This window comes from Falsiroseomonas sp. E2-1-a20 (assembly GCF_051433195.1).
Taxonomy (GTDB): domain Bacteria; phylum Pseudomonadota; class Alphaproteobacteria; order Acetobacterales; family Acetobacteraceae; genus Falsiroseomonas.
This window is the reverse complement of record NZ_JBHMFT010000003.1, coordinates 275,251-293,070: the sequence shown is the minus strand read 5'-3', so window position 1 is coordinate 293,070 and position 17,820 is coordinate 275,251. Positions and strand designations below refer to the sequence as shown.

The following is a 17,820-nucleotide window of genomic DNA, read 5'->3' as shown; positions in this document are numbered from 1 at the left end:
ATCAGCCCGCCCCTGCAATCTCGCCGCTGGCAATGGCATGCACACGGCCGCCCGTCGCCAGAAGCAGGCTGCCATCCTCGGCCAGCCCGGCGTAGCGCCCGGCGATGCTGCCGCGGATCGCCAGGTGCGCGTCCAGCTTCGGCCCGCGTGCCATCCAGGCGGTGCGGATCGCACCGAACCCCTCGACCAGCCAGGCCCGCCGCCAGCGATCCAGCGCGGCCAGCAGGGCCACCGCCACATCCTCCGGCGGGACGGCGCCGAGGCAGGTGGTCGCCCGATCCTCCAGCGCCGGCGCCACCGCAAGGTTGGCGCCGAGGCCGATGACCAGCCATTCCATCCGGCCCTCTGCATCCGCGGCGCTTTCGCAGATCAGTCCGGCGAGCTTGGCCTCATCAAGCAGCACGTCATTCGGCCATTTCAGCGCGATGGCCGTGGGGTCCGGGGCGAAGCCAGCCAGCGCATCCGCCAGCGCCACCGCCGCCAGCAGGGACCATTGCCCGGCCTCCCGCGCCGGCCCGGCCGGGCGGAGCAGCACGGACAGGTACATGTTGCCCGCCGGGCTTTCCCAGCGCCTTCCGTCCCGCCCACGTCCGCCGGTCTGCCGCCGCGCCAGCACCGCCAGCCCCTCCGGCTCCCCGGCCGCCGCGAGTCGCAGCAGCAGGTCGCTGGTCGAGGTCAGGCTCTCATGCACCCGCAGCCGCCAACCAGGCGGAACACCGATCACAGCAGGGACGCCACCGCCGCCTGCGCGAGCGCGATGATCGGCGCCGGGAACAGGAAGAACAGGACCGTCAGGATGCCGGTGCCGGCCATGACGACGGTGAGACCCGCCGGGCGCGCATCCAGCGCCTCCTCCCCCGCATCGAAGTACATCACCTTGACGATGCGCAGATAGTAGTAGGTGGCGACCACGCTGGTGCCGATGCCGACCGCGGCCAGCACCCAGTAGCCGCCCTGCACCGCCGCCAGGAACACGTAGAGCTTGCCGAAGAAGCCGGCGAGCGGCGGAATTCCGGCCATGGAGAACATGAACACCGCCATCCACATCGCCATCGCTGGATCGGTGCGGCCGAGGCCGGCCAGATCATCCACCTGCTCCAGCGCCCTGCCGCGGCGGCGCATGGCGACCAGCACCGCGAAGGTGCCGATGGAGGTCACCATGTAGATCGCCATGTAGACCAGCACGCCGCGCAGCCCGACATCGCTGGCGACCGCCAGGCCCATCAGCGCGTAGCCGACATGGCCGATGGAGGAATAGGCCATCAGCCGCTTGATGTTGCGCTGCCCGATGGCGGCGAAGGCGCCCAGCAGCATGGAGCCCACCGAGGCCACCCAGATCACCTGCTGCCACTGCCCCGCCAGATCCTGGAACGGCCCGGCCAGCACACGCATCAGCAGCGCGATGGCCGCCACCTTCGGTGCCGTGGCGAAGAAGGCCGTCACCGGGGTCGGCGCGCCCTCGTACACGTCGGGCGTCCACATGTGGAAGGGCACAGCCGAGATCTTGAAGCACAGCCCGGCGAGAACGAAGACCAGCCCGACCACCAGCCCCATCCCGGCCTGCCCGCCGACCAGCGCATCGGCGATCTGGTAGAAATTGGTGCTGCCCGAGAAGCCGTAGATCAGCGAGGAGCCGTACAGCAGCAGGCCCGAAGCCAGCGCACCGAGCACGAAGTACTTCAGCCCGGCCTCCGCGCTGCGCGGATTGTCGCGGTCGAAGGCCGCGATGACGTAGAGCGACAGGGACAGCAGCTCGAGCCCGATATACAGCGACATCAGGTCGTTGGCCGAGACCATCACCATCATGCCGACGGTCGCGAACAGCATCAGCACGGCGTATTCGAAGCGGCCGATGCCGGCCTTCTCGTTGAAGTCCAGCGCCAGAACCAGGCCACCCGCGGCGCCGAGCAGGATCAGCACCTTCGCGAAGCGGCTGAAGGCGTCCGAGACGTATTGCCCGAGAAAGGCCGTCCCATCCCCCTGCCCCATCACCAGCACCGCCGTCAGCACGAGGCCGCCGATCACCGCCATGGAGACGGGGAAGAACGTCTCCCGCTTCGGGATCACGCCCCCCACCAGCACCAGCAGCCCGAGGACGCCGAGGACGATTTCCGGCGTGGCCAGTTCCCAGTTCATCGCGCTCACATCCCGGCCAGTCGTGCGGCGCCCAGCGCCGCTTCGTGGCGCGCCAGAAGCGCGGCCACGGTCGCCTCGAAGAAGTTGAGGAAGGAGGACGGATAGACCCCCATCCAGATCGTCAGCAGGATCAGCGGCGCGAAGGTGGCGTATTCCCGCGGGCTGAGGTCGAGCAGCGCCTTGAGGTCGTCCCGCACGATCTTCCCGAAGATGACGCGGCGATACAGGTACAGCGCATAGGCCGCGCCCAGGATCATGCCCATCGCGGCGCCAAGGGCGACCCAGGGGTTCACCCGGAAGGCGCCGACGATCACCAGGAGTTCGCCCGGAAAGCCTGCAAGGCCGGGAAGTGCGACGCTCGCCATGGTGAACACCATGAACACCAGCGCATAGGCCGGCATCACCTTGGCGACGCCACCGTATCGGGAGATCTCGCGCGAATGCACCCGGTCGTACAGCACGCCGACGCAGAGGAACAAGGCGCCGGAAACCACGCCATGGCTCAGCATGGTGAACAGCGCGCCCGAAAGGCCCTGCGCCGTGAAGGTGAAGATGCCGAGAGTCACGATGCCCATATGCGCGATGGACGAATAGGCGATCAGCTTCTTCATGTCCTCCTGCGCCAGGGCCACCAGGCTGGTGTAGATCACCGCGATGACGCTCAGCGCGAAGATCAGCGGCGCGAAGTCGGCGGAGGCCTGCGGCAGCAGCGGCAGCGAGAAGCGCAGGAAGCCATACGCCCCCATCTTCAGCAGAACGCCGGCCAGGATGACGGAGCCCGCCGTCGGCGCCTCCACATGCGCATCCGGCAGCCAGGTGTGCACCGGCCACATCGGCACCTTCACGGCGAAGGAGGCGAAGAAGGCCAGGAACAGCCAGAACTGCATCTGCGGCGAGAAGGTCTGCTGCATCAGCGCCGGGATGTCCGTGGTGCCGGCCTGGTACCAGATGGCCAGGATCGCCAGCAGCATCAGCAGGCTGCCCGCCAGCGTGTAGAGGAAGAACTTCAGCGCGGCATAGACCCGCCGCGCACCGCCCCAGATGCCGATGATCAGGAACATCGGGATCAGCACGGCCTCGAAGAAGATGTAGAACAGCACGAAGTCCAGCGCGGCGAACATGCCGATCATCATGGATTCGAGCACGAGGAAGGCGACCATGTACTCCCGCACGCGGGTCTGCACGCTTTCCCACGACGCCAGGATGCACAGCGGCGTCAGGATGGTGGACAGCAGGATGAACAGCACGGAGATGCCGTCCACGCCCATGTGGTAGCCGACGCCGAATTCCGGCAGCCACTGCGCGCGCTCCACGAACTGGAACTCCGCCGTGGTCTGGTCGAAGCCGCCCCACAGCAGCAGCGACAGCGCCAGCGTGATCAGGCTGGCCCACAGCGCGGTCCAGCGCGCGTTGCGGGCGACCACCGCTTCCTCCCCGCGCACCGTCATGATGATCAGCGCGCCGACCAGCGGCAGGAAGGTGACGAGGCTCAGCAGGGGAAACCCGGCGGCATTCATCGGGAAGGCATCCCAACCAGGAGCAGGCTCACGAACAACACCAATCCGATGATCATGGTGAAGGCATAGCTCGCAACCCGCCCGGATTGCAGCCGGACCGCGCCGCCCGCGACGCCGACCGCCATGGCCGCCGCGCCGTTGGGCATGCCGTCGATCAGGCGGCCGTCGCCGGTCTTCCACAGCGCGCGGGCGATGTGCATCGCCGGCCGGACGAAGATCGCGTCGTACAGTTCGTCGAAGTACCACTTGTTCAGCAGGAAGCGGTGCACGCCGGCGAAGCTGGCGGCCAGCTTGCCCGGCAGGCTGGGGACGAACATGTACATCACATAGGCCAGCAGGATGCCCGCGACGCCCACCACGGTCGGCGCCAGCGGCACCCATTCCGGCACATGGTGCGCATGTTCCAGCACCTGGTTGGTGGCCGCGGTGAAGATCGAGCCGTTCCAGAAATGCGCCTGATGCTCGCCCACGAACAGCCCGTAGAACTCGTAGCCCGCCATCACCGCGCCGACGCCGAGCAGCAACAGCGGCACCATCATGGTCCACGGGCTTTCATGCACGTGCTCCATGGTGTGGTGGTCCGCCCGCGGCGTGCCGTGGAAGGTCAGGATGATCAGGCGCCAGGAGTAGAAGGCGGTCAGGAAGGCCGCGAGCAGGCCCATGCCGAAGGCATACATGCCGGCGTTGCTGTGCGCCGCATAGGCTACCTCCAGCACCATGTCCTTCGAGTAGTAGCCGGCGAAATACGGCACGCCCGCCAGCGCCAGCGAGCCGATCCACATCAGCCCGTAGGTCATCGGGATCTTGCGCCAGATGCCGCCCATCCGCCGGATGTCCTGCTCGTCCGACATCGCATGGATCACGCTGCCGGCGCCCAGGAACAGAAGCGCCTTGAAGAAGGCGTGCGTGAACAGATGGAACATCGCCGCCTGGTAGGCGCCGACGCCGACCGCGAAGAACATGTAGCCAAGCTGAGAGCAGGTCGAATAGGCGATGATGCGCTTGATGTCGTTCTGCACGCAGCCGATCGTCGCCGCGAAGATCGCCGTGGTGGCGCCGACGATGGTGATGACGGTCAGCGTCACCGGCGCGTACTCCAGCACCGGCGACATGCGCACCATCAGGAACACGCCCGCCGTCACCATCGTCGCCGCATGGATCAGCGCGGAGACCGGGGTCGGGCCCTCCATCGCATCCGGCAGCCAGGTGTGCAGCCCGATCTGCGCGGACTTGCCGCAGGCGCCGAGGAACAGCAGCAGCGCGATCACCTCCAGCGACGGCAGGCCAAGGAAGGTGGCGTCCCGCACCCGCTCATTCGCGGCAAAGATCGTATCGAACTCGACGGACTGGAAGGTCCAGAAGGTCAGCGCCAGGCCGAGCATGAAGAACAGGTCGCCGACGCGGTTGACGATGAAGGCCTTCATCGCCGCCTTGTTCGCGCTGTCCTTCTCATACCAGTAGCCGATCAGCAGGTAGCTCGCGAGGCCTACGCCTTCCCAGCCGAAGAAGAGCTGCACCAGGTTGTCCGCCGTCACCAGCATCAGCATCATGAAGGTGAACAGCGACAGGTAGGCGAAGAAGCGCGGGATCGTCGCGTCGTGCGACATGTAGCCCACCGAATACAGGTGGATCAGCGTCGAGATGAAGGTGACCATCGCCACCATCACGACGCTCAACGTGTCGTAGCGCAGCGCCCAGGACACCTCGAAGCCGCCGACATCGATGAAGGTGAACAGCGGCGCCACGCCGGGGTTGCTGGCCAGTGCGACCTGGATGAAGGCGGCGATGCCGCAGCCGGCCGCCAGCGCCATGCAGAACACGGTCGCCCACTGCGCCGCCTTGTCGCCGATCCAGCGCCCGAAGAACCCGGCGATGCAGGCCCCGAGCAGTGGGAAGAAAATCGCGCCCACGAACATCGGTTCAGCCCCTCAGCGTGGACACGTCGTCCACCTCGATCGTGCCGCGGTTGCGGAAGTGGATGACGACGATGGCGAGCCCGATGGCTGCCTCCGCCGCCGCGACCGTCAGGATGAACATGGCGAAGATCTGGCCGGTCAGGTCACCCAGCTGCGCCGAGAAGGCGACCAGGTTCAGGTTCACCGACAGCAGGATGAGTTCGACCGACATCAGGATGACGATGATGTTCTTGCGATTCAGAAATATGCCGAGGATGCCCAGCACGAACAGGATGGCGCCGACCGTGAGGTAGTGCGCGAGGCCGATGGCCAGCATCAGTGGTGCCCCCCGCCGCTGGCTTGGGAATCATGATGTTCCACTTGCTTCGCGGGCTTGGGCGCATCGACCGGCGGCCGCTCGATGCCGATCTCGCCGAGGCCCGCGCCGCTGCGTACCTGGCGCAGCTGAACGCTGCCCGCGCGCGACACCTGCTTCGAGATGTCCTGCCGCTTGGACGCCGGCTTGCCACGCAGCGTCAGCACGATGGCACCGATCATGGCCACCAGCAGGATCAGCCCCGAAAGCTGGAACAGCCAGACGAAATCCGTATAGAGGATGCGCCCGATCGCCCGCGTGTTGTCCACGCCCGCCGGCGTCGGGTTCAGCCGGAGTGCCGTCGCCTCCTCCGCGAAGGTCCAGGACCCGAAGACGAAGATCAGCTCCAGGAACAGGATCGCGCCGATCACAGCGCCGATCGGCGCGTAGCGCTGGAAACCCTCCCGGATCGCGGAGAAGTCCACATCCAGCATCATCACGACGAACAGGAACAGCACCGCGACCGCGCCCACGTACACGATGACAAGGATCATCGCCAGGAACTCGGCACCCGCCAGAAGGAACAGGGCCGCCGCGTTGAAGAAGGCTAGGATCAGGAACAGCACGGAATGCACGGGGTTGCGGCTGGTCACCACCATGACCGCGCTGGCGATCAGCACGGCGGCGAAGACATAGAAGGCTAGGGCGGCGATCATCGTCCCGTCTTTCAGCGATACGGCGCGTCGAGTTCGAGGCGCTTGGCCAGGACGGCTTCCCAGCGATCGCCGTTGTCCAGCAGGCGGGCCTTGTCATACAGCAGCTCGGACCGCGTCTCGGTGGCGAATTCCAGGTTGGGGCCCTCGACGATGGCGTCCACCGGACAGGCTTCCTCGCACATGCCGCAGTAGATGCACTTCGTCATGTCGATGTCGTAGCGCGTGGTGCGGCGGGACCCGTCCTCGCGCGGCTCGGCCTCGATGGTGATCGCCAGTGCCGGGCAGACCGCCTCGCACAGCTTGCAGGCGATGCAGCGTTCCTCGCCGTTCGGATAGCGACGCAGCCCGTGCTCGCCCTTGAAGCGCGGCGACAGCGGCGTCTTCTCATACGGGTAGTTGATGGTCGCCTTGCGGCTGAAGAACTGCTTCAGCGTCAACGCCATGCCGCCGACCAACTCGGTCAGCAACAGGCTGCGGGCGACGCGGTCCAGGGTTGCCATGGATCAGACTCCTACCGGCAGCCAGCCGAAGATTTTCAGCACGGCCGCGGTCAGCACCAGCCACACCAGGCTGAACGGCAGGAACACCTTCCAGCCCAGCCGCATCAACTGGTCGTAGCGATAACGGGGAAAGGTCGCGCGGACCCAGACGAAGACGAACAGGCAGAAGCAGATCTTCAGAACGAACCACAGCGGCCCGAGCGCCGGCAGCAACCCGAACGGCCCATACCAGCCGCCGAGGAACAGGATGGTGATGAGCGCGCTCATCAGGATCATGTTCGCGTATTCGCCGAGGAAGAACAGCGCGAAGGACATGGACGAGTATTCGACGAAGAACCCCGCGACCAGCTCGCTCTCGCCTTCCGGCAGGTCGAACGGCGCGCGGTTGGTTTCGGCCAGCGCGCTGATGAACATGATGACGAACATCGGGAACAGCGGGAAGATGAACCACATTCCCTCCTGCGCCCGCACGATGGCCGACAGGTTCAGCGAGCCCACGCACAGCAGCACGGTGACGATGACGAAGCCCATGGAGACTTCGTAGCTGACCATCTGCGCCGCGCTGCGCAGGGCGCCAAGAAATGCGTACTTCGAATTCGACGCCCAGCCCGCGATGATGACGCCATAGACGCCGAGCGAGGAGATTGCGAACAGGTACAGGATGCCCACGTTGATGTCGGCGATCGCCCAGCCGTCATTCACCGGGATCACCGCCCAGGCCAGCATCGCCAGGATGAAGGTGATCATCGGGGCCATGATGAACAGCGCGCGCGACGCGCCGGACGGAATGATGGTCTCCTTCATCAGCATCTTGATGGCGTCGGCGAAGGGCTGGAGCATGCCGAAGATGCCTACGACGTTCGGCCCCTTCCGCATCTGCATCGCCGCCAGCACCTTGCGTTCCGCCCAGGTGAGGTAGGCGACGCCCAGCAGCAACGGCACCAGCAGTGCCATCGCCTGCGCCACCGTCAGCGCCAGCACGCCGACCGGCGTGGCGAGGAAAGCATCCATTCCTGCTACTCCGCCGCGGTCGCGGCGTAAGCCGCGCCAGCCTGATGCGGTACGGCGGCGCCGTAGGTCGCCGCGCATTGCGCCATCACGTCGGAGGCGCGGGAGATCACATCCGCCTGGTGGTAGTTCACCAGCGGCAGCACGAAGGGAGCGTCGTCCATGGCGCCGGTATCACCCGCCGGGCCGGCCGCATCGGCGCAGAACGGCCGTTCGAAGGTCTCGCGGAGCGGCATCGCGTCCCGCAGCTGCGCCAGCGTGTCGAAGGGCAGCGTCGCACCCAGCGCTGCGCTGGCTGCGCGAATGATGCGCCAATCCTCGCGCGCCTCGCCCGGCGGATACACCGCCAGGTGGCCGCGCTGCACGCGCCCCTCGGTGTTCACCCAGGTGCCGTCCTTCTCGGTGTAGGCCGCGCCCGGCAGGATCGCATCGGCACGGCCCGCGATGCGGTCGCCATGATGTCCCTGGTAGATCACGAAAGTCGCCGGCGGAATCGCCCCCGGCTCCAGCGCATCGGCGCCGAGCAGCCACAGCGCATCGACGCCGCCGCTCAGCATCTGGCCGAGGTCCTTGCCGCCGGCACCCGGCAGAAAGCCGAGTTCCAGCGCGCCCACCTGCCCGCCGAACAGATGCAGCAGGCTGAAGCCGTGCCAATCCGGTCGCAGCGCATCCGCCGCGGTCGCCACGGCCCAGGCCGCGGCCAGCACCGCCAGCCCATCCGCACGCGCCAGCGCCCCGCGCCCGAGCAGCACCATCGGCTTCTTTGCGCTGCGCAGCGTGTCCATGAACGGATGCGAGCCATCCAGCAGGGCACGGATCGCAGCCGGGCCCTCGCCCAGATGCTCATGACCATAGGTCAGGTCCAGCCCCGCCGGCCCGATGCGCCCGACCGGGAAGCGTCCCGCGGCCCAGCGCTTGCGAATGCGCGCGTTGATGACGGGGGATTCCGTTCGCGGATTGCTGCCGATGATCAGCAGCGCATCCGCTTCCTCGATCCCGGCGATCGTCGTGTTGAAGCGGTAGAAATCCGGCCGCGTCGTGTCGAGCGCCGCGCCATCCTGCCGGCAGTCCAGGTTTGCAGAGCCCAGCTTCACCATCAGCGCCTTCAGCGCGAACAGGCTCTCGGCATCGACCAGGTCGCCGGCGATGGCCCCGATGCGTTCGCCAGGAAGGCCCTTCAACCGCGCCGCGATCGCCGCGAAAGCCTCCTCCCAGCTCGCCGCCTTCAGCCGCCCGTCCACGCGAATCCAGGGCCTGTCCAGCCGCTTGCGCTTCAGCCCATCGAAGGAGAAGCGGCCGCGATCGGCCATCCACTCCTCGTTCACGTCGTCATTGATGCGCGGGATGATGCGCAGCACTTCCGGCCCGCGCGTGTCGATGCGGATGTTGGTGCCGGTGGCGTCCAGCACGTCGATCCCCTCCGTCTTCCGCAACTCCCACGGCCGCGAGACGAAGGCGTAGGGGCGCGAGGTCAGCGCGCCAACCGGGCAGATGTCGATCAAATTGCCCGACAGCTCGCTGGTCAGCGCCTTCTCGACATAGGTGCCGACTTCCATGGACTCGCCACGACCCGTCGCGCCCATCTCCGGGACGCCGGCAACCTCGGCGGCGAAGCGGACGCAGCGCGTGCAGTGGATGCAGCGGGTCATGATCGTCTTGATCAGCGGCCCGACATACTTGTCCTTCACGGAGCGCTTGGCTTCGCGGTAGCGGCTGTGGTCCATGCCGTAGCCGACGGCCTGGTCCTGCAGGTCGCACTCGCCGCCCTGGTCGCAGATCGGGCAGTCCAGCGGGTGGTTGATCAGCAGGAATTCCATGACGCCGCGCCGCGCGTTGCGCACGACGGGGCTGTCTGTCTTCACCACCATGCCATCCGCGACCGGATAGGCGCAGGAGGCGACGGGCTTCGGTGCCTTCTCCACTTCCACCAGGCACATCCGGCAATTCCCGGCGACGCTCAGGCGTTCATGGTAGCAGAAGCGCGGGATTTCCTTGCCCGCCGCCTCGCAGGCCTGCAGCACCGTGGCGCCGTTCGGGACCTCAACTTCGATCCCGTCGACCGTGACCTTCGCCATGACCTTACTCCGCCGCCAGCGGCAGAGCCGCCGGCCTGGCATGCCGTGCCTTGTACTCGGCGATGCGCGCTTCCATCACCGGACGGTAATGCCGGATCAGGCCCTGCACCGGCCATACGCCACCATCGGCGAGCGCACAGATCGTGTGCCCCTCGATGCGCCGCGTCACTTCCTCCAGCACGTCGATCTCCTCGACCTCCGCGCGGCCCTGCACCATCCGGTCCATCATGCGGCTGACCCAGCCCATGCCCTCACGGCACGGCGTGCACTGGCCGCAGCTCTCATGCTTGTAGAAGCGCGACAGGCGGGCGATGGCACGGACGATGTCGGTCGATTTGTCCATGACGATCACGCCCGCCGTGCCGAGGCCCGACTTGTGCTCGCGAAGCGCGTCGAAATCCATCAGCACGTCGTCGCAGATATGCTTCGGCAGCAGCGGCGTGGAACTGCCACCCGGAATCACGCACATCAGATTGTCCCAGCCACCGCGCACACCGCCGGCGTGGCGTTCGATGAGCTCCCGCATCGGGATGCTCATCTCCTCCTCCACGTTGCAGGGCTTGTTCACATGGCCCTGGATGCAGAAGATCTTCGTGCCGGAGTTCTTCGGGCGGCCAAAGCCCGCAAACCACGCGGCGCCGCGACGCAGGATGGTCGGCACCACCGCGATGGTCTCGACGTTGTTTACCGTGGTCGGGCAGCCATAGAGGCCGACCGCCGCCGGAAAGGGCGGCTTCAGCCGCGGCATGCCCTTCTTGCCCTCGAGGCTCTCGATCAGCGCCGTCTCTTCGCCGCAGATATAGGCGCCCGCGCCGCGATGCACATACAGGTCGAAGTCCCAGCCGGACCCGGCTGCGTTGGCGCCCAGCAGCCCCGCCGCGTAGGCCTCCTCGATGGCCGCCTCCAGCACCAGGCTCTCGTTGTAGTATTCGCCGCGGATGTAGATGTAGCCGGCATGCGCGCCCATCGCGAAGCCCGCGATCAGGCAGCCCTCGATCAGCGTGTGCGGATCGTGCCGGATGATGTCGCGATCCTTGCAGGTGCCAGGCTCCGACTCGTCGGCGTTCACTACCAGGTAGTGCGGCCGCTCGCTCGCCTGCTTCGGCATGAAGGACCACTTCATGCCGGTCGGGAACCCTGCGCCGCCACGGCCGCGCAGGCCGGAGGATTTCATCTCCTCGATGATCCAGTCACGACCCTTGGCGAGGATCCCGCCCGTGCCATCCCAGTTGCCGCGCATCTGTGCCGCCGGCAGGCGCCAATCCTGCATGCCGTACAGGTTGGTGAATATGCGGTCCTTGTCGGAGAGTGCCATCGCCTATTCCCTCCCCTCGACAAGCGTCAGCGGGCCGCCCTCGGGCGCGCTGGTCTGGCGCCCGATCGTACTGCCCGGCGCCGGCGTCTCGCCGCGCTTCAGCGCCTCGAGCAGCGCCACGGTGCGGTCGTAGTCGAGATCCTCGTAATAGTCGTCATCCACCTGCAGCACTGGGGCGTTGACGCAGGCGCCGAGGCATTCGACCTCGGTCAGCGTGAACAGCCCGTCGGGCGAGGTCTCGCCGACCTTCACATGACCCGCATCGTGGCAGGCGCGCATCACATCGTCCGAGCCGCGCAGCATGCACGGCGTCGTGCCGCACAATTGCAGGTGGTGCCGGCCGATCGGCTTCATGTTGAACATGAAGTAGAAGGTCGCGACCTCGTAGACGCGGATTGGCGCCATGCCGAGCCGCTCCGCGATCAAATCCATCGCTACCTTCGGCACCCAGGCGCTGCCGGTATCGCGGCCCATCTGGCGCTGCGCCACATACAGCAGCGGGATCACGCCGGAAGCCCGCTTCTCTACCGGATAGCGTGCCAGGATCTTGCTGATCTGCGCCTCGCTCGCCTCGTCGAAGGCGAAGTGGCTCGGCTGCACGCGCGGCATCTGGTCGCCCGCATGGGTCGCGGACCAGCCGCCGCCCGGCGACTGCACTCCCTCATCGACGCTCACCGGTCGATCTCCCCGAAGACGATATCGAGGCTGCCGATGATGGCCACCGCATCGGCCAGCATGTGCCCCTTGGAAAGCGCCTCCATCGCCTGGAGATGCGCGAAGCCGGGTGCGCGGATCTTGCAGCGGTACGGCTTGTTGGTGCCGTCTGCCACCATGTAGACGCCGAACTCACCCTTCGGCGCTTCGGTCACGGTGTAGGTTGCCCCTTCCGGCACGTGATAGCCCTCGGTGTAGAGCTTGAAGTGGTGGATCAGGCTTTCCATCGAGCGCTTCATTTCGCCGCGCGACGGCGGCGAGATCTTGTTGTCCGCGATCTTCACCGGCCCCGGACGGATATGCGTCAGGCACTGCTCGATCATGCGCAGGCTCTGCCGCATCTCCTGCATCCGCACCAGGTAGCGGTCGTAGCAATCGCCTTGCACACCAACGGGAATCTCGAAGTCGAGCTGCTCGTACATCTCATAGGGCTGCGACTTGCGCAGGTCCCAGGCGCAGCCGGAGGCCCGCAGGCACGGCCCGCTGAAGCCCCAGGACATCGCCTGTTCCGCCGACATCACGCCGATATCCACGGTGCGCTGCTTGAAGATGCGGTTCTCCGTCAGCAGCCCTTCGAGCTTGTCGAGGAAGGCCGGGAACTGCCGGCACCAGATGCCGATCCGATCCTCCAGCCCCGCCGGCAGGTCGCGCGAGACGCCACCGGCGCGGAAGTAGTTCACGTGGTAGTGGGAGCCGCCGACCTGCTCGTAGAACTCCAGCAGATGCTCGCGCTGCTCGAAGCCCCACAGCGACGGCGTGATGGCGCCGACGTCGAGCGCATAGGTCGTCACGTTCAGCAGGTGATTCAGGATTCGCGTGATCTCCGCGAACATCGTTCGAATCCACTTCGCCCGCAGCGGCACATCGTTCTCGATGCCGAGCAGCCGCTCCACCGCCAGCACGTAGCTGTGTTCCATGCACATCGGCGAGACGTAATCCAGCCGGTCCATGTAGGGCATCGCCTGGAGGTACGTCTTGTACTCGATCAGCTTCTCGGTGCCGCGATGCAGCAGGCCGATATGCGGATCGGCACGCTCCACCACCTCGCCCTTCATCTCGAGGATGAGGCGCAGCACGCCATGTGCCGCCGGGTGCTGCGGGCCGAAATTGATGGTGTGCGTCTCGGCGTCGAACAGCTTCTGGGAGGCGTTCGGGCCGTCCATCTGCGGCAGGCCGGAGATCAGTTCCGTGCTCATGCTTTCGGACCTTCGATCTGGCCACGTTCCGTCCGCGTCAGGTGCACCTTCTCGTCACCTGGAAGCGTGGTCATGCCTTCCCAGGGCGAAAGGAAATCGAAGGTGCGGAAATCCTGCGTCAGCACCACAGGCTCATTCACCACCTGCTTGCGGCTTTCGTCGTAGCGAACCTGCACATGCCCGGTCAGCGGGAAGTCCTTGCGCAGCGGATGCCCCTCGAAGCCGTAGTCGGTCAGCAGGCGGCGCAGGTCCGGCTGGTTCTCGAACACGATCCCGTACATGTCCCAGGCCTCGCGCTCATACCAGGTCGCCACTGGCCATAGCCCGGACAGGCTCGGCACCGGCGTCGCCTCATCCGTCGAGACCACCACGCGCACGCGGCGGTTGGTGGCGAGCGACAGCAGGTTGCACACAACCTCGAAACGCTCCGCGCGTTCCGGCCAGTCGACGCCGCACAGATCCATCAACTGCTCGAAGCCGAAGCGCGAATCGTCGCGCAGCATCGCCATCAGCGGCACCAGCGATTCGCGCCGCGCGCGCACGACAAGCTCAGTGCCGCGCTCGACGAACACCTCGACCACCGCGGGCCCCGCCGCCTCCGCGATCGCGGTGCCCAATTCCTGCAGGTCAGCCACGGAGAATGCTCCCCGTCCTGCGGATTTTCTTCTGCAACTGCAGGATTCCGTAGACCAGCGCCTCCGCCGTCGGCGGGCAGCCCGGCACATACACGTCCACCGGCACGATCCGGTCGCAGCCGCGCACGACGCTGTAGCTGTAGTGGTAGTACCCGCCGCCATTGGCGCAGGAACCCATGGAGATGACCCAGCGCGGCTCGCTCATCTGGTCGTAGACCTTGCGCAGCGCGGGCGCCATCTTGTTGGTCAGCGTGCCGGCCACGATCATCACGTCGCTCTGCCGCGGCGAACCGCGCGGGATGATGCCGAATCGGTCCAGGTCATAGCGCGCCATGTAGGCGTGGATCATCGGCACCGCGCAGCAGGCCAGGCCGAAGGTCATCGGCCACAGGCTGCCCGTGCGCGCCCAGTTCACCACCTTGTCGAGGTTGGCGATGACGAAGCCTTTTTCCTCGATCTCGCCGGTGATGCCCTTCACCACCGAATCCTGCACCGGCCCCGGCGGCAGTGCCTCCCGGTTCCAGGCGATGTCACTCGTGCTCGAAACGCTCATGCCATCCTCCGGGCGCCCCGCCGGCGCCCCAGGCTTCATTCCCAGTCCAGCGCACCCTTGCGCCACTCGTAGATGAACCCGACCGTCAGCACGCCCAGGAAGCCCATCATCGACAGGAAGCCGAACCAGCCGATCTCGCCCAGCGTCACCGCCCAGGGGAACAGGAACGCCACTTCGAGATCGAAGATGATGAACAGGATGGCGACCAGGTAGAACCGGACGTCGAATTTGCGGCGCGTGTCGTCGAAGGGCTCGAAGCCGCACTCATAGGCCGAGAGCTTCTCGGCATAGGGCTTCTGCTTCGCGGCCAGCAACGCCCCGCCCACCATCGCGCTGGCGATGACGGCGGCGATCCCCAGGAACACCAGGATCGGGAAATACTCTGCCAGCAGCGGCTCGGTCATTGGTGCCTCGGCTGTCCTTGCTGTCCGGCCGCCCTGCAAGGGCCGGGAAGTTCGATCTGCGCGCAAAGGCAGGGCTTATCTGCGCCAATCCCGCAGGCCCAACCCATTCGCGTTGCAGCGCAGCGCAGATTAGCCCCGCAGCGCCCGCTCCGCCATAGCCTCACTGCGTGATGGAAGCATTGACATCCGCAACGACGACGCCAAGGGCGTGAAAAGGATATGGGGCCCGCGCCGTGACGGCGAAGACCCTGATCCTGTCCAACATGCTGAAAAATCTGTTCGCGTGGCGCGAGTGACGGGGCTCGAACCCGCGACCTCCGGCGTGACAGGCCGGCGCTCTAACCAACTGAGCTACACCCGCCCGCGAACAGGAGGCCGGAATACGGGCGCGGTCGGCGCCTGTCAACCGCCCCGCGGCATTATCACCAGACGCGCACTACGTAGGTCACCGGCGGTGGCATCAGGAACGCCGCCAGGGCGACGGAGGCCCAGAGCGCCTGCGTCTCCGCCGCCTGCATCTGCAACTGGCGCTGGAACGCCGCCTCCTCGCGTTCCTCGCGTTCGATCTGTCGCAGCCAGCCTTGCGCCTCCCGGTCGCCGCGGGAGGCTGCGAGGCTCAGCCAGCTTCGGGCCTCCGTCAGGTCCTGCCCCATCGTGTCGAGGCCGGTCATGTACAGCCGCCCGACCGCTTTCTGGGCCGGCGGATAACCGCCCTGGGCTGCCTGCCGCATCCAGCTCAGCGCGTCGTACAACTGGCGCGGCACGCCATCGCCGCGGAAATACATCAGGCCGAGATTGTACTGCGCCTCCGGCACGCCGTTCTCGGCGGCCACGGTCAGCCAGCGTGCCGCCTCCCTCGCGTCCTGGGTCACGCCGCTGCCGGACCGGTGCATCATCCCGAGGTTGTGCGCTGCCTGCGCCACGCCGCCCTCGGCCGCCGCCACGGTGAGCCGGACGGCAGCGGCGCGGTCCCGCCGCCCGGCGGCGCCCGATTCGAGCATCTGGGCCAGGCGGAACTGCGCCCAGGAGTGGCCCTGGTCCGCCGCCTGCCCGTACCACCGCGCCGCCTCCGCGCCCCGCCGCGCCCGCCCGCCCAAGCCGAATTCGTGCACCTGACCCAGCAGGTAGGCGGCACGGACATCCCCCGAGGCAGCGGCGGCCTGCAACGCGCCGAGGTCCTCCCCCCGATACAGGTCAGGATCGGCCTGGCGGGTGCCACGTCGATCCTCCTGCGGCGTCGCGTCGCGAAGCTGCGCCGTCGGCACCACCCGGCATGCCTCGCCGGCACGACAGACCTGGACCTCCGGCCCGAATCCGCCCCCGGTCTGCGGGGCCTGCTGCACGCAGCCGGCCAGAAGCAGGGCCAGGGCGAGTTGGGGCGCGCGGTTCATCGCACCCGCAGCCGGCCACCCGTCCCCGAGCCGCCGCGGACCTCCTGCGCCTGGTAGTTGCGCACGGCGATCACGAGCTTGTTGTAGGAATCGACGAAGGCCGCGAGCGTCGCCTGGCCCTGCGGCGTGCGCTGATAGGCAGCGAGCGTACCGCCCATGCCGCCACCCGACCCGAGCCCCAGCCCGGCCAGCCCGCCCGACAGGTCGTTGGTCGTGGAGCTGCCTTCCGAGGCTGCGATCTGCACGCCGCTGCGGATATCGAACAGGGACATGGTGACGCTGGTCGAGCTGGTCCGCATCGCGGCGCCGGCCACGCCAGCCGCGAGCTGGCCCCAGCCGCCCCCGAAGCCGCCCAGGCTGCCGGCGAGGCCGCCGGTATTGGCGCCAGCGAACAGGATGGCGGGTTCCAGGTAGTAGTCGGCTGCCACCCGCTGGCCGCGCTGCTGGTTGGAGCCCGCGCGGAATTCGCCGGACCGCTGGCGCGCGGTGATGTTCGACATCCGCGAATCAAGTCGCTCGTTGCCGATCGAGGTGATGATGAAGCAGTTGGACTGCTGCGCGACGATGCGGACCATCGGCTCGATCGTGGTGATCTGCGTCGCCTGGGTGAAGGGGCCCCACCACGCCTGCTGGCGACCGTCATCGACGGCGAGGGTGCCCATGGTCTCCGGGCAGCGCTCCAGCCCCGAATTCGCGCCGACGCTGGTCGAGCCACCGACGGAGCCGGACACCGGGCCGCCTCCCGTTCCCTGCGTGACGCCCTGCACGCAGCCCCCCAGGGCGAACATCGAAAGAAGAAGCATGGCGCTGCTGGGGCGCGATCCAAGTCGGGTCACTGCACACTCCACTTGCTGTTCAAAGCCTGGTCGGGCGAAGTCCCTGCGCTGGGCGCGGGCGGCGGCCGAGGCTAACAGAAGCGGCTTCGTTCTGAAAAGCGCTGTGAAATGATCCGGAACAAGGCGCGGGAATGGGCGCTGACGGGATCGAACCGCCGACCACCTGTGTGTAAGACAGGCGCTCTACCGCTGAGCTAAGCGCCCTGCGCCAGGCGGACCTACGCCGCCCGACCTGCACCTGCCAAGCCCTGGAACTGAAAAAGGCCCGCGCCCGGACGGGAGCTGGCCTTCAGGAACCACGCAAAGCAGCCGAGCGGTCAGGTCACCGCGTCCTTCAGCCCCTTGCCGGCCTTGAACCGCACGGTCGTGGAGGCCGGGATCTCGATCTCCTCCCCCGTGCGCGGGTTGCGGCCCTTGCCGGCCTTGCGCTTGGACGTGCTGAAGGTCCCGAACCCGACAAGCCGGACTTCCGCCTGCTTCTTCAGCGCCCCCTGGATCGCATCGAAGACCGCGTCGAGCACGTCGCCCGCCTTGGCCTTCGGAATATCGGCGGCCTCGGCAACGACGGCAACCAAATCCTGCTTGTTCATGTCGGACCCCCCTTCAGGTTCCT

At 67.1% G+C, this 17,820-nt stretch carries 18 protein-coding genes and 2 tRNA genes; all 20 read right to left on the bottom strand.

Annotated elements, in window-relative coordinates; genetic code table 11:
• Position 1 precedes the first annotated feature (1 nt).
• The 20 genes from ACFHPP_RS05960 to ACFHPP_RS05865 all read right to left on the bottom strand — a co-directional run bounded on the left by ACFHPP_RS05960 (position 2) and on the right by ACFHPP_RS05865 (position 17,797).
• On the bottom strand, positions 2-724 hold the full coding sequence (locus tag ACFHPP_RS05960; RefSeq protein ID WP_437162341.1) for a biotin--[acetyl-CoA-carboxylase] ligase: 723 nt from the start codon (positions 722-724) through the stop codon (positions 2-4).
• Positions 721-2,136: an NADH-quinone oxidoreductase subunit NuoN gene (nuoN, locus tag ACFHPP_RS05955; protein ID WP_437162340.1), complete on the bottom strand. Its 1,416-nt coding sequence runs from the start codon at positions 2,134-2,136 to the stop codon at positions 721-723. The genes ACFHPP_RS05960 and nuoN overlap by 4 nt, the downstream gene beginning before the upstream one ends.
• A 5-nt stretch (positions 2,137-2,141) precedes the next feature.
• A complete protein-coding gene (locus ACFHPP_RS05950) occupies positions 2,142-3,653 on the bottom strand; it encodes an NADH-quinone oxidoreductase subunit M (RefSeq protein ID WP_437162339.1) in 1,512 nt (503 codons plus the stop codon).
• Positions 3,650-5,569 carry an NADH-quinone oxidoreductase subunit L gene (nuoL, locus tag ACFHPP_RS05945; RefSeq protein ID WP_437162338.1) on the bottom strand — a complete coding sequence of 640 codons (1,920 nt, stop codon included), beginning with the start codon at positions 5,567-5,569 and terminating at the stop codon, positions 3,650-3,652. The genes ACFHPP_RS05950 and nuoL overlap by 4 nt, the downstream gene beginning before the upstream one ends.
• Positions 5,570-5,573: 4 nt before the next feature.
• Complete coding sequence (nuoK, locus tag ACFHPP_RS05940) at positions 5,574-5,885, bottom strand: NADH-quinone oxidoreductase subunit NuoK (RefSeq protein ID WP_430670973.1); 312 nt, start codon at positions 5,883-5,885, stop codon at positions 5,574-5,576.
• A complete protein-coding gene (locus ACFHPP_RS05935; RefSeq protein ID WP_437162337.1) occupies positions 5,885-6,580 on the bottom strand; it encodes an NADH-quinone oxidoreductase subunit J in 696 nt (231 codons plus the stop codon). The genes nuoK and ACFHPP_RS05935 overlap by 1 nt, the downstream gene beginning before the upstream one ends.
• Positions 6,581-6,591: 11 nt before the next feature.
• Positions 6,592-7,080 (bottom strand): NADH-quinone oxidoreductase subunit NuoI, encoded by a 489-nt coding sequence (gene nuoI / locus ACFHPP_RS05930; RefSeq protein WP_430670975.1) that lies wholly within the window; start codon positions 7,078-7,080, stop codon positions 6,592-6,594.
• 3 nt (positions 7,081-7,083) lie between these two features.
• Positions 7,084-8,091 (bottom strand): NADH-quinone oxidoreductase subunit NuoH, encoded by a 1,008-nt coding sequence (gene nuoH / locus ACFHPP_RS05925; protein ID WP_437162336.1) that lies wholly within the window; start codon positions 8,089-8,091, stop codon positions 7,084-7,086.
• 5 nt (positions 8,092-8,096) lie between these two features.
• A complete protein-coding gene (nuoG, locus tag ACFHPP_RS05920) occupies positions 8,097-10,163 on the bottom strand; it encodes an NADH-quinone oxidoreductase subunit NuoG (RefSeq protein WP_437162335.1) in 2,067 nt (688 codons plus the stop codon).
• A gap of 4 nt (positions 10,164-10,167) precedes the next feature.
• Positions 10,168-11,478: an NADH-quinone oxidoreductase subunit NuoF gene (nuoF, locus tag ACFHPP_RS05915; RefSeq protein WP_437162334.1), complete on the bottom strand. Its 1,311-nt coding sequence runs from the start codon at positions 11,476-11,478 to the stop codon at positions 10,168-10,170.
• Positions 11,479-11,481: 3 nt separating this feature from the next.
• Positions 11,482-12,087, bottom strand: a complete 606-nt coding sequence (locus ACFHPP_RS05910; RefSeq protein WP_437162447.1) for a complex I 24 kDa subunit family protein — start codon at positions 12,085-12,087, stop codon at positions 11,482-11,484.
• 62 nt (positions 12,088-12,149) lie between these two features.
• Positions 12,150-13,355 (bottom strand): NADH-quinone oxidoreductase subunit D, encoded by a 1,206-nt coding sequence (locus ACFHPP_RS05905; RefSeq protein ID WP_437162446.1) that lies wholly within the window; start codon positions 13,353-13,355, stop codon positions 12,150-12,152.
• A gap of 29 nt (positions 13,356-13,384) precedes the next feature.
• Positions 13,385-14,005: an NADH-quinone oxidoreductase subunit C gene (locus ACFHPP_RS05900; RefSeq protein ID WP_437162445.1), complete on the bottom strand. Its 621-nt coding sequence runs from the start codon at positions 14,003-14,005 to the stop codon at positions 13,385-13,387.
• Between the two features lie 10 nt (positions 14,006-14,015).
• Positions 14,016-14,576, bottom strand: coding sequence for a NuoB/complex I 20 kDa subunit family protein (locus ACFHPP_RS05895; protein WP_437162333.1), 561 nt, complete (start codon positions 14,574-14,576; stop codon positions 14,016-14,018).
• A gap of 35 nt (positions 14,577-14,611) precedes the next feature.
• On the bottom strand, positions 14,612-14,980 hold the full coding sequence (locus ACFHPP_RS05890) for an NADH-quinone oxidoreductase subunit A (protein ID WP_437162332.1): 369 nt from the start codon (positions 14,978-14,980) through the stop codon (positions 14,612-14,614).
• A 284-nt stretch (positions 14,981-15,264) separates the two neighbouring features.
• Positions 15,265-15,341 (bottom strand) — tRNA-Asp (locus ACFHPP_RS05885).
• Between the two features lie 61 nt (positions 15,342-15,402).
• On the bottom strand, positions 15,403-16,371 hold the full coding sequence (locus ACFHPP_RS05880; RefSeq protein WP_437162331.1) for a tetratricopeptide repeat protein: 969 nt from the start codon (positions 16,369-16,371) through the stop codon (positions 15,403-15,405).
• Entirely contained in the window at positions 16,368-17,174 is an 807-nt protein-coding gene (locus tag ACFHPP_RS05875) for a hypothetical protein (RefSeq protein ID WP_437162330.1), read from the bottom strand. The genes ACFHPP_RS05880 and ACFHPP_RS05875 overlap by 4 nt, the downstream gene beginning before the upstream one ends.
• Before the next feature lie 165 nt (positions 17,175-17,339).
• A tRNA-Val gene (locus tag ACFHPP_RS05870) sits at positions 17,340-17,411 on the bottom strand.
• A 113-nt stretch (positions 17,412-17,524) separates the two neighbouring features.
• Positions 17,525-17,797: an HU family DNA-binding protein gene (locus tag ACFHPP_RS05865; RefSeq protein WP_430670984.1), complete on the bottom strand. Its 273-nt coding sequence runs from the start codon at positions 17,795-17,797 to the stop codon at positions 17,525-17,527.
• Positions 17,798-17,820 lie beyond the last annotated feature (23 nt).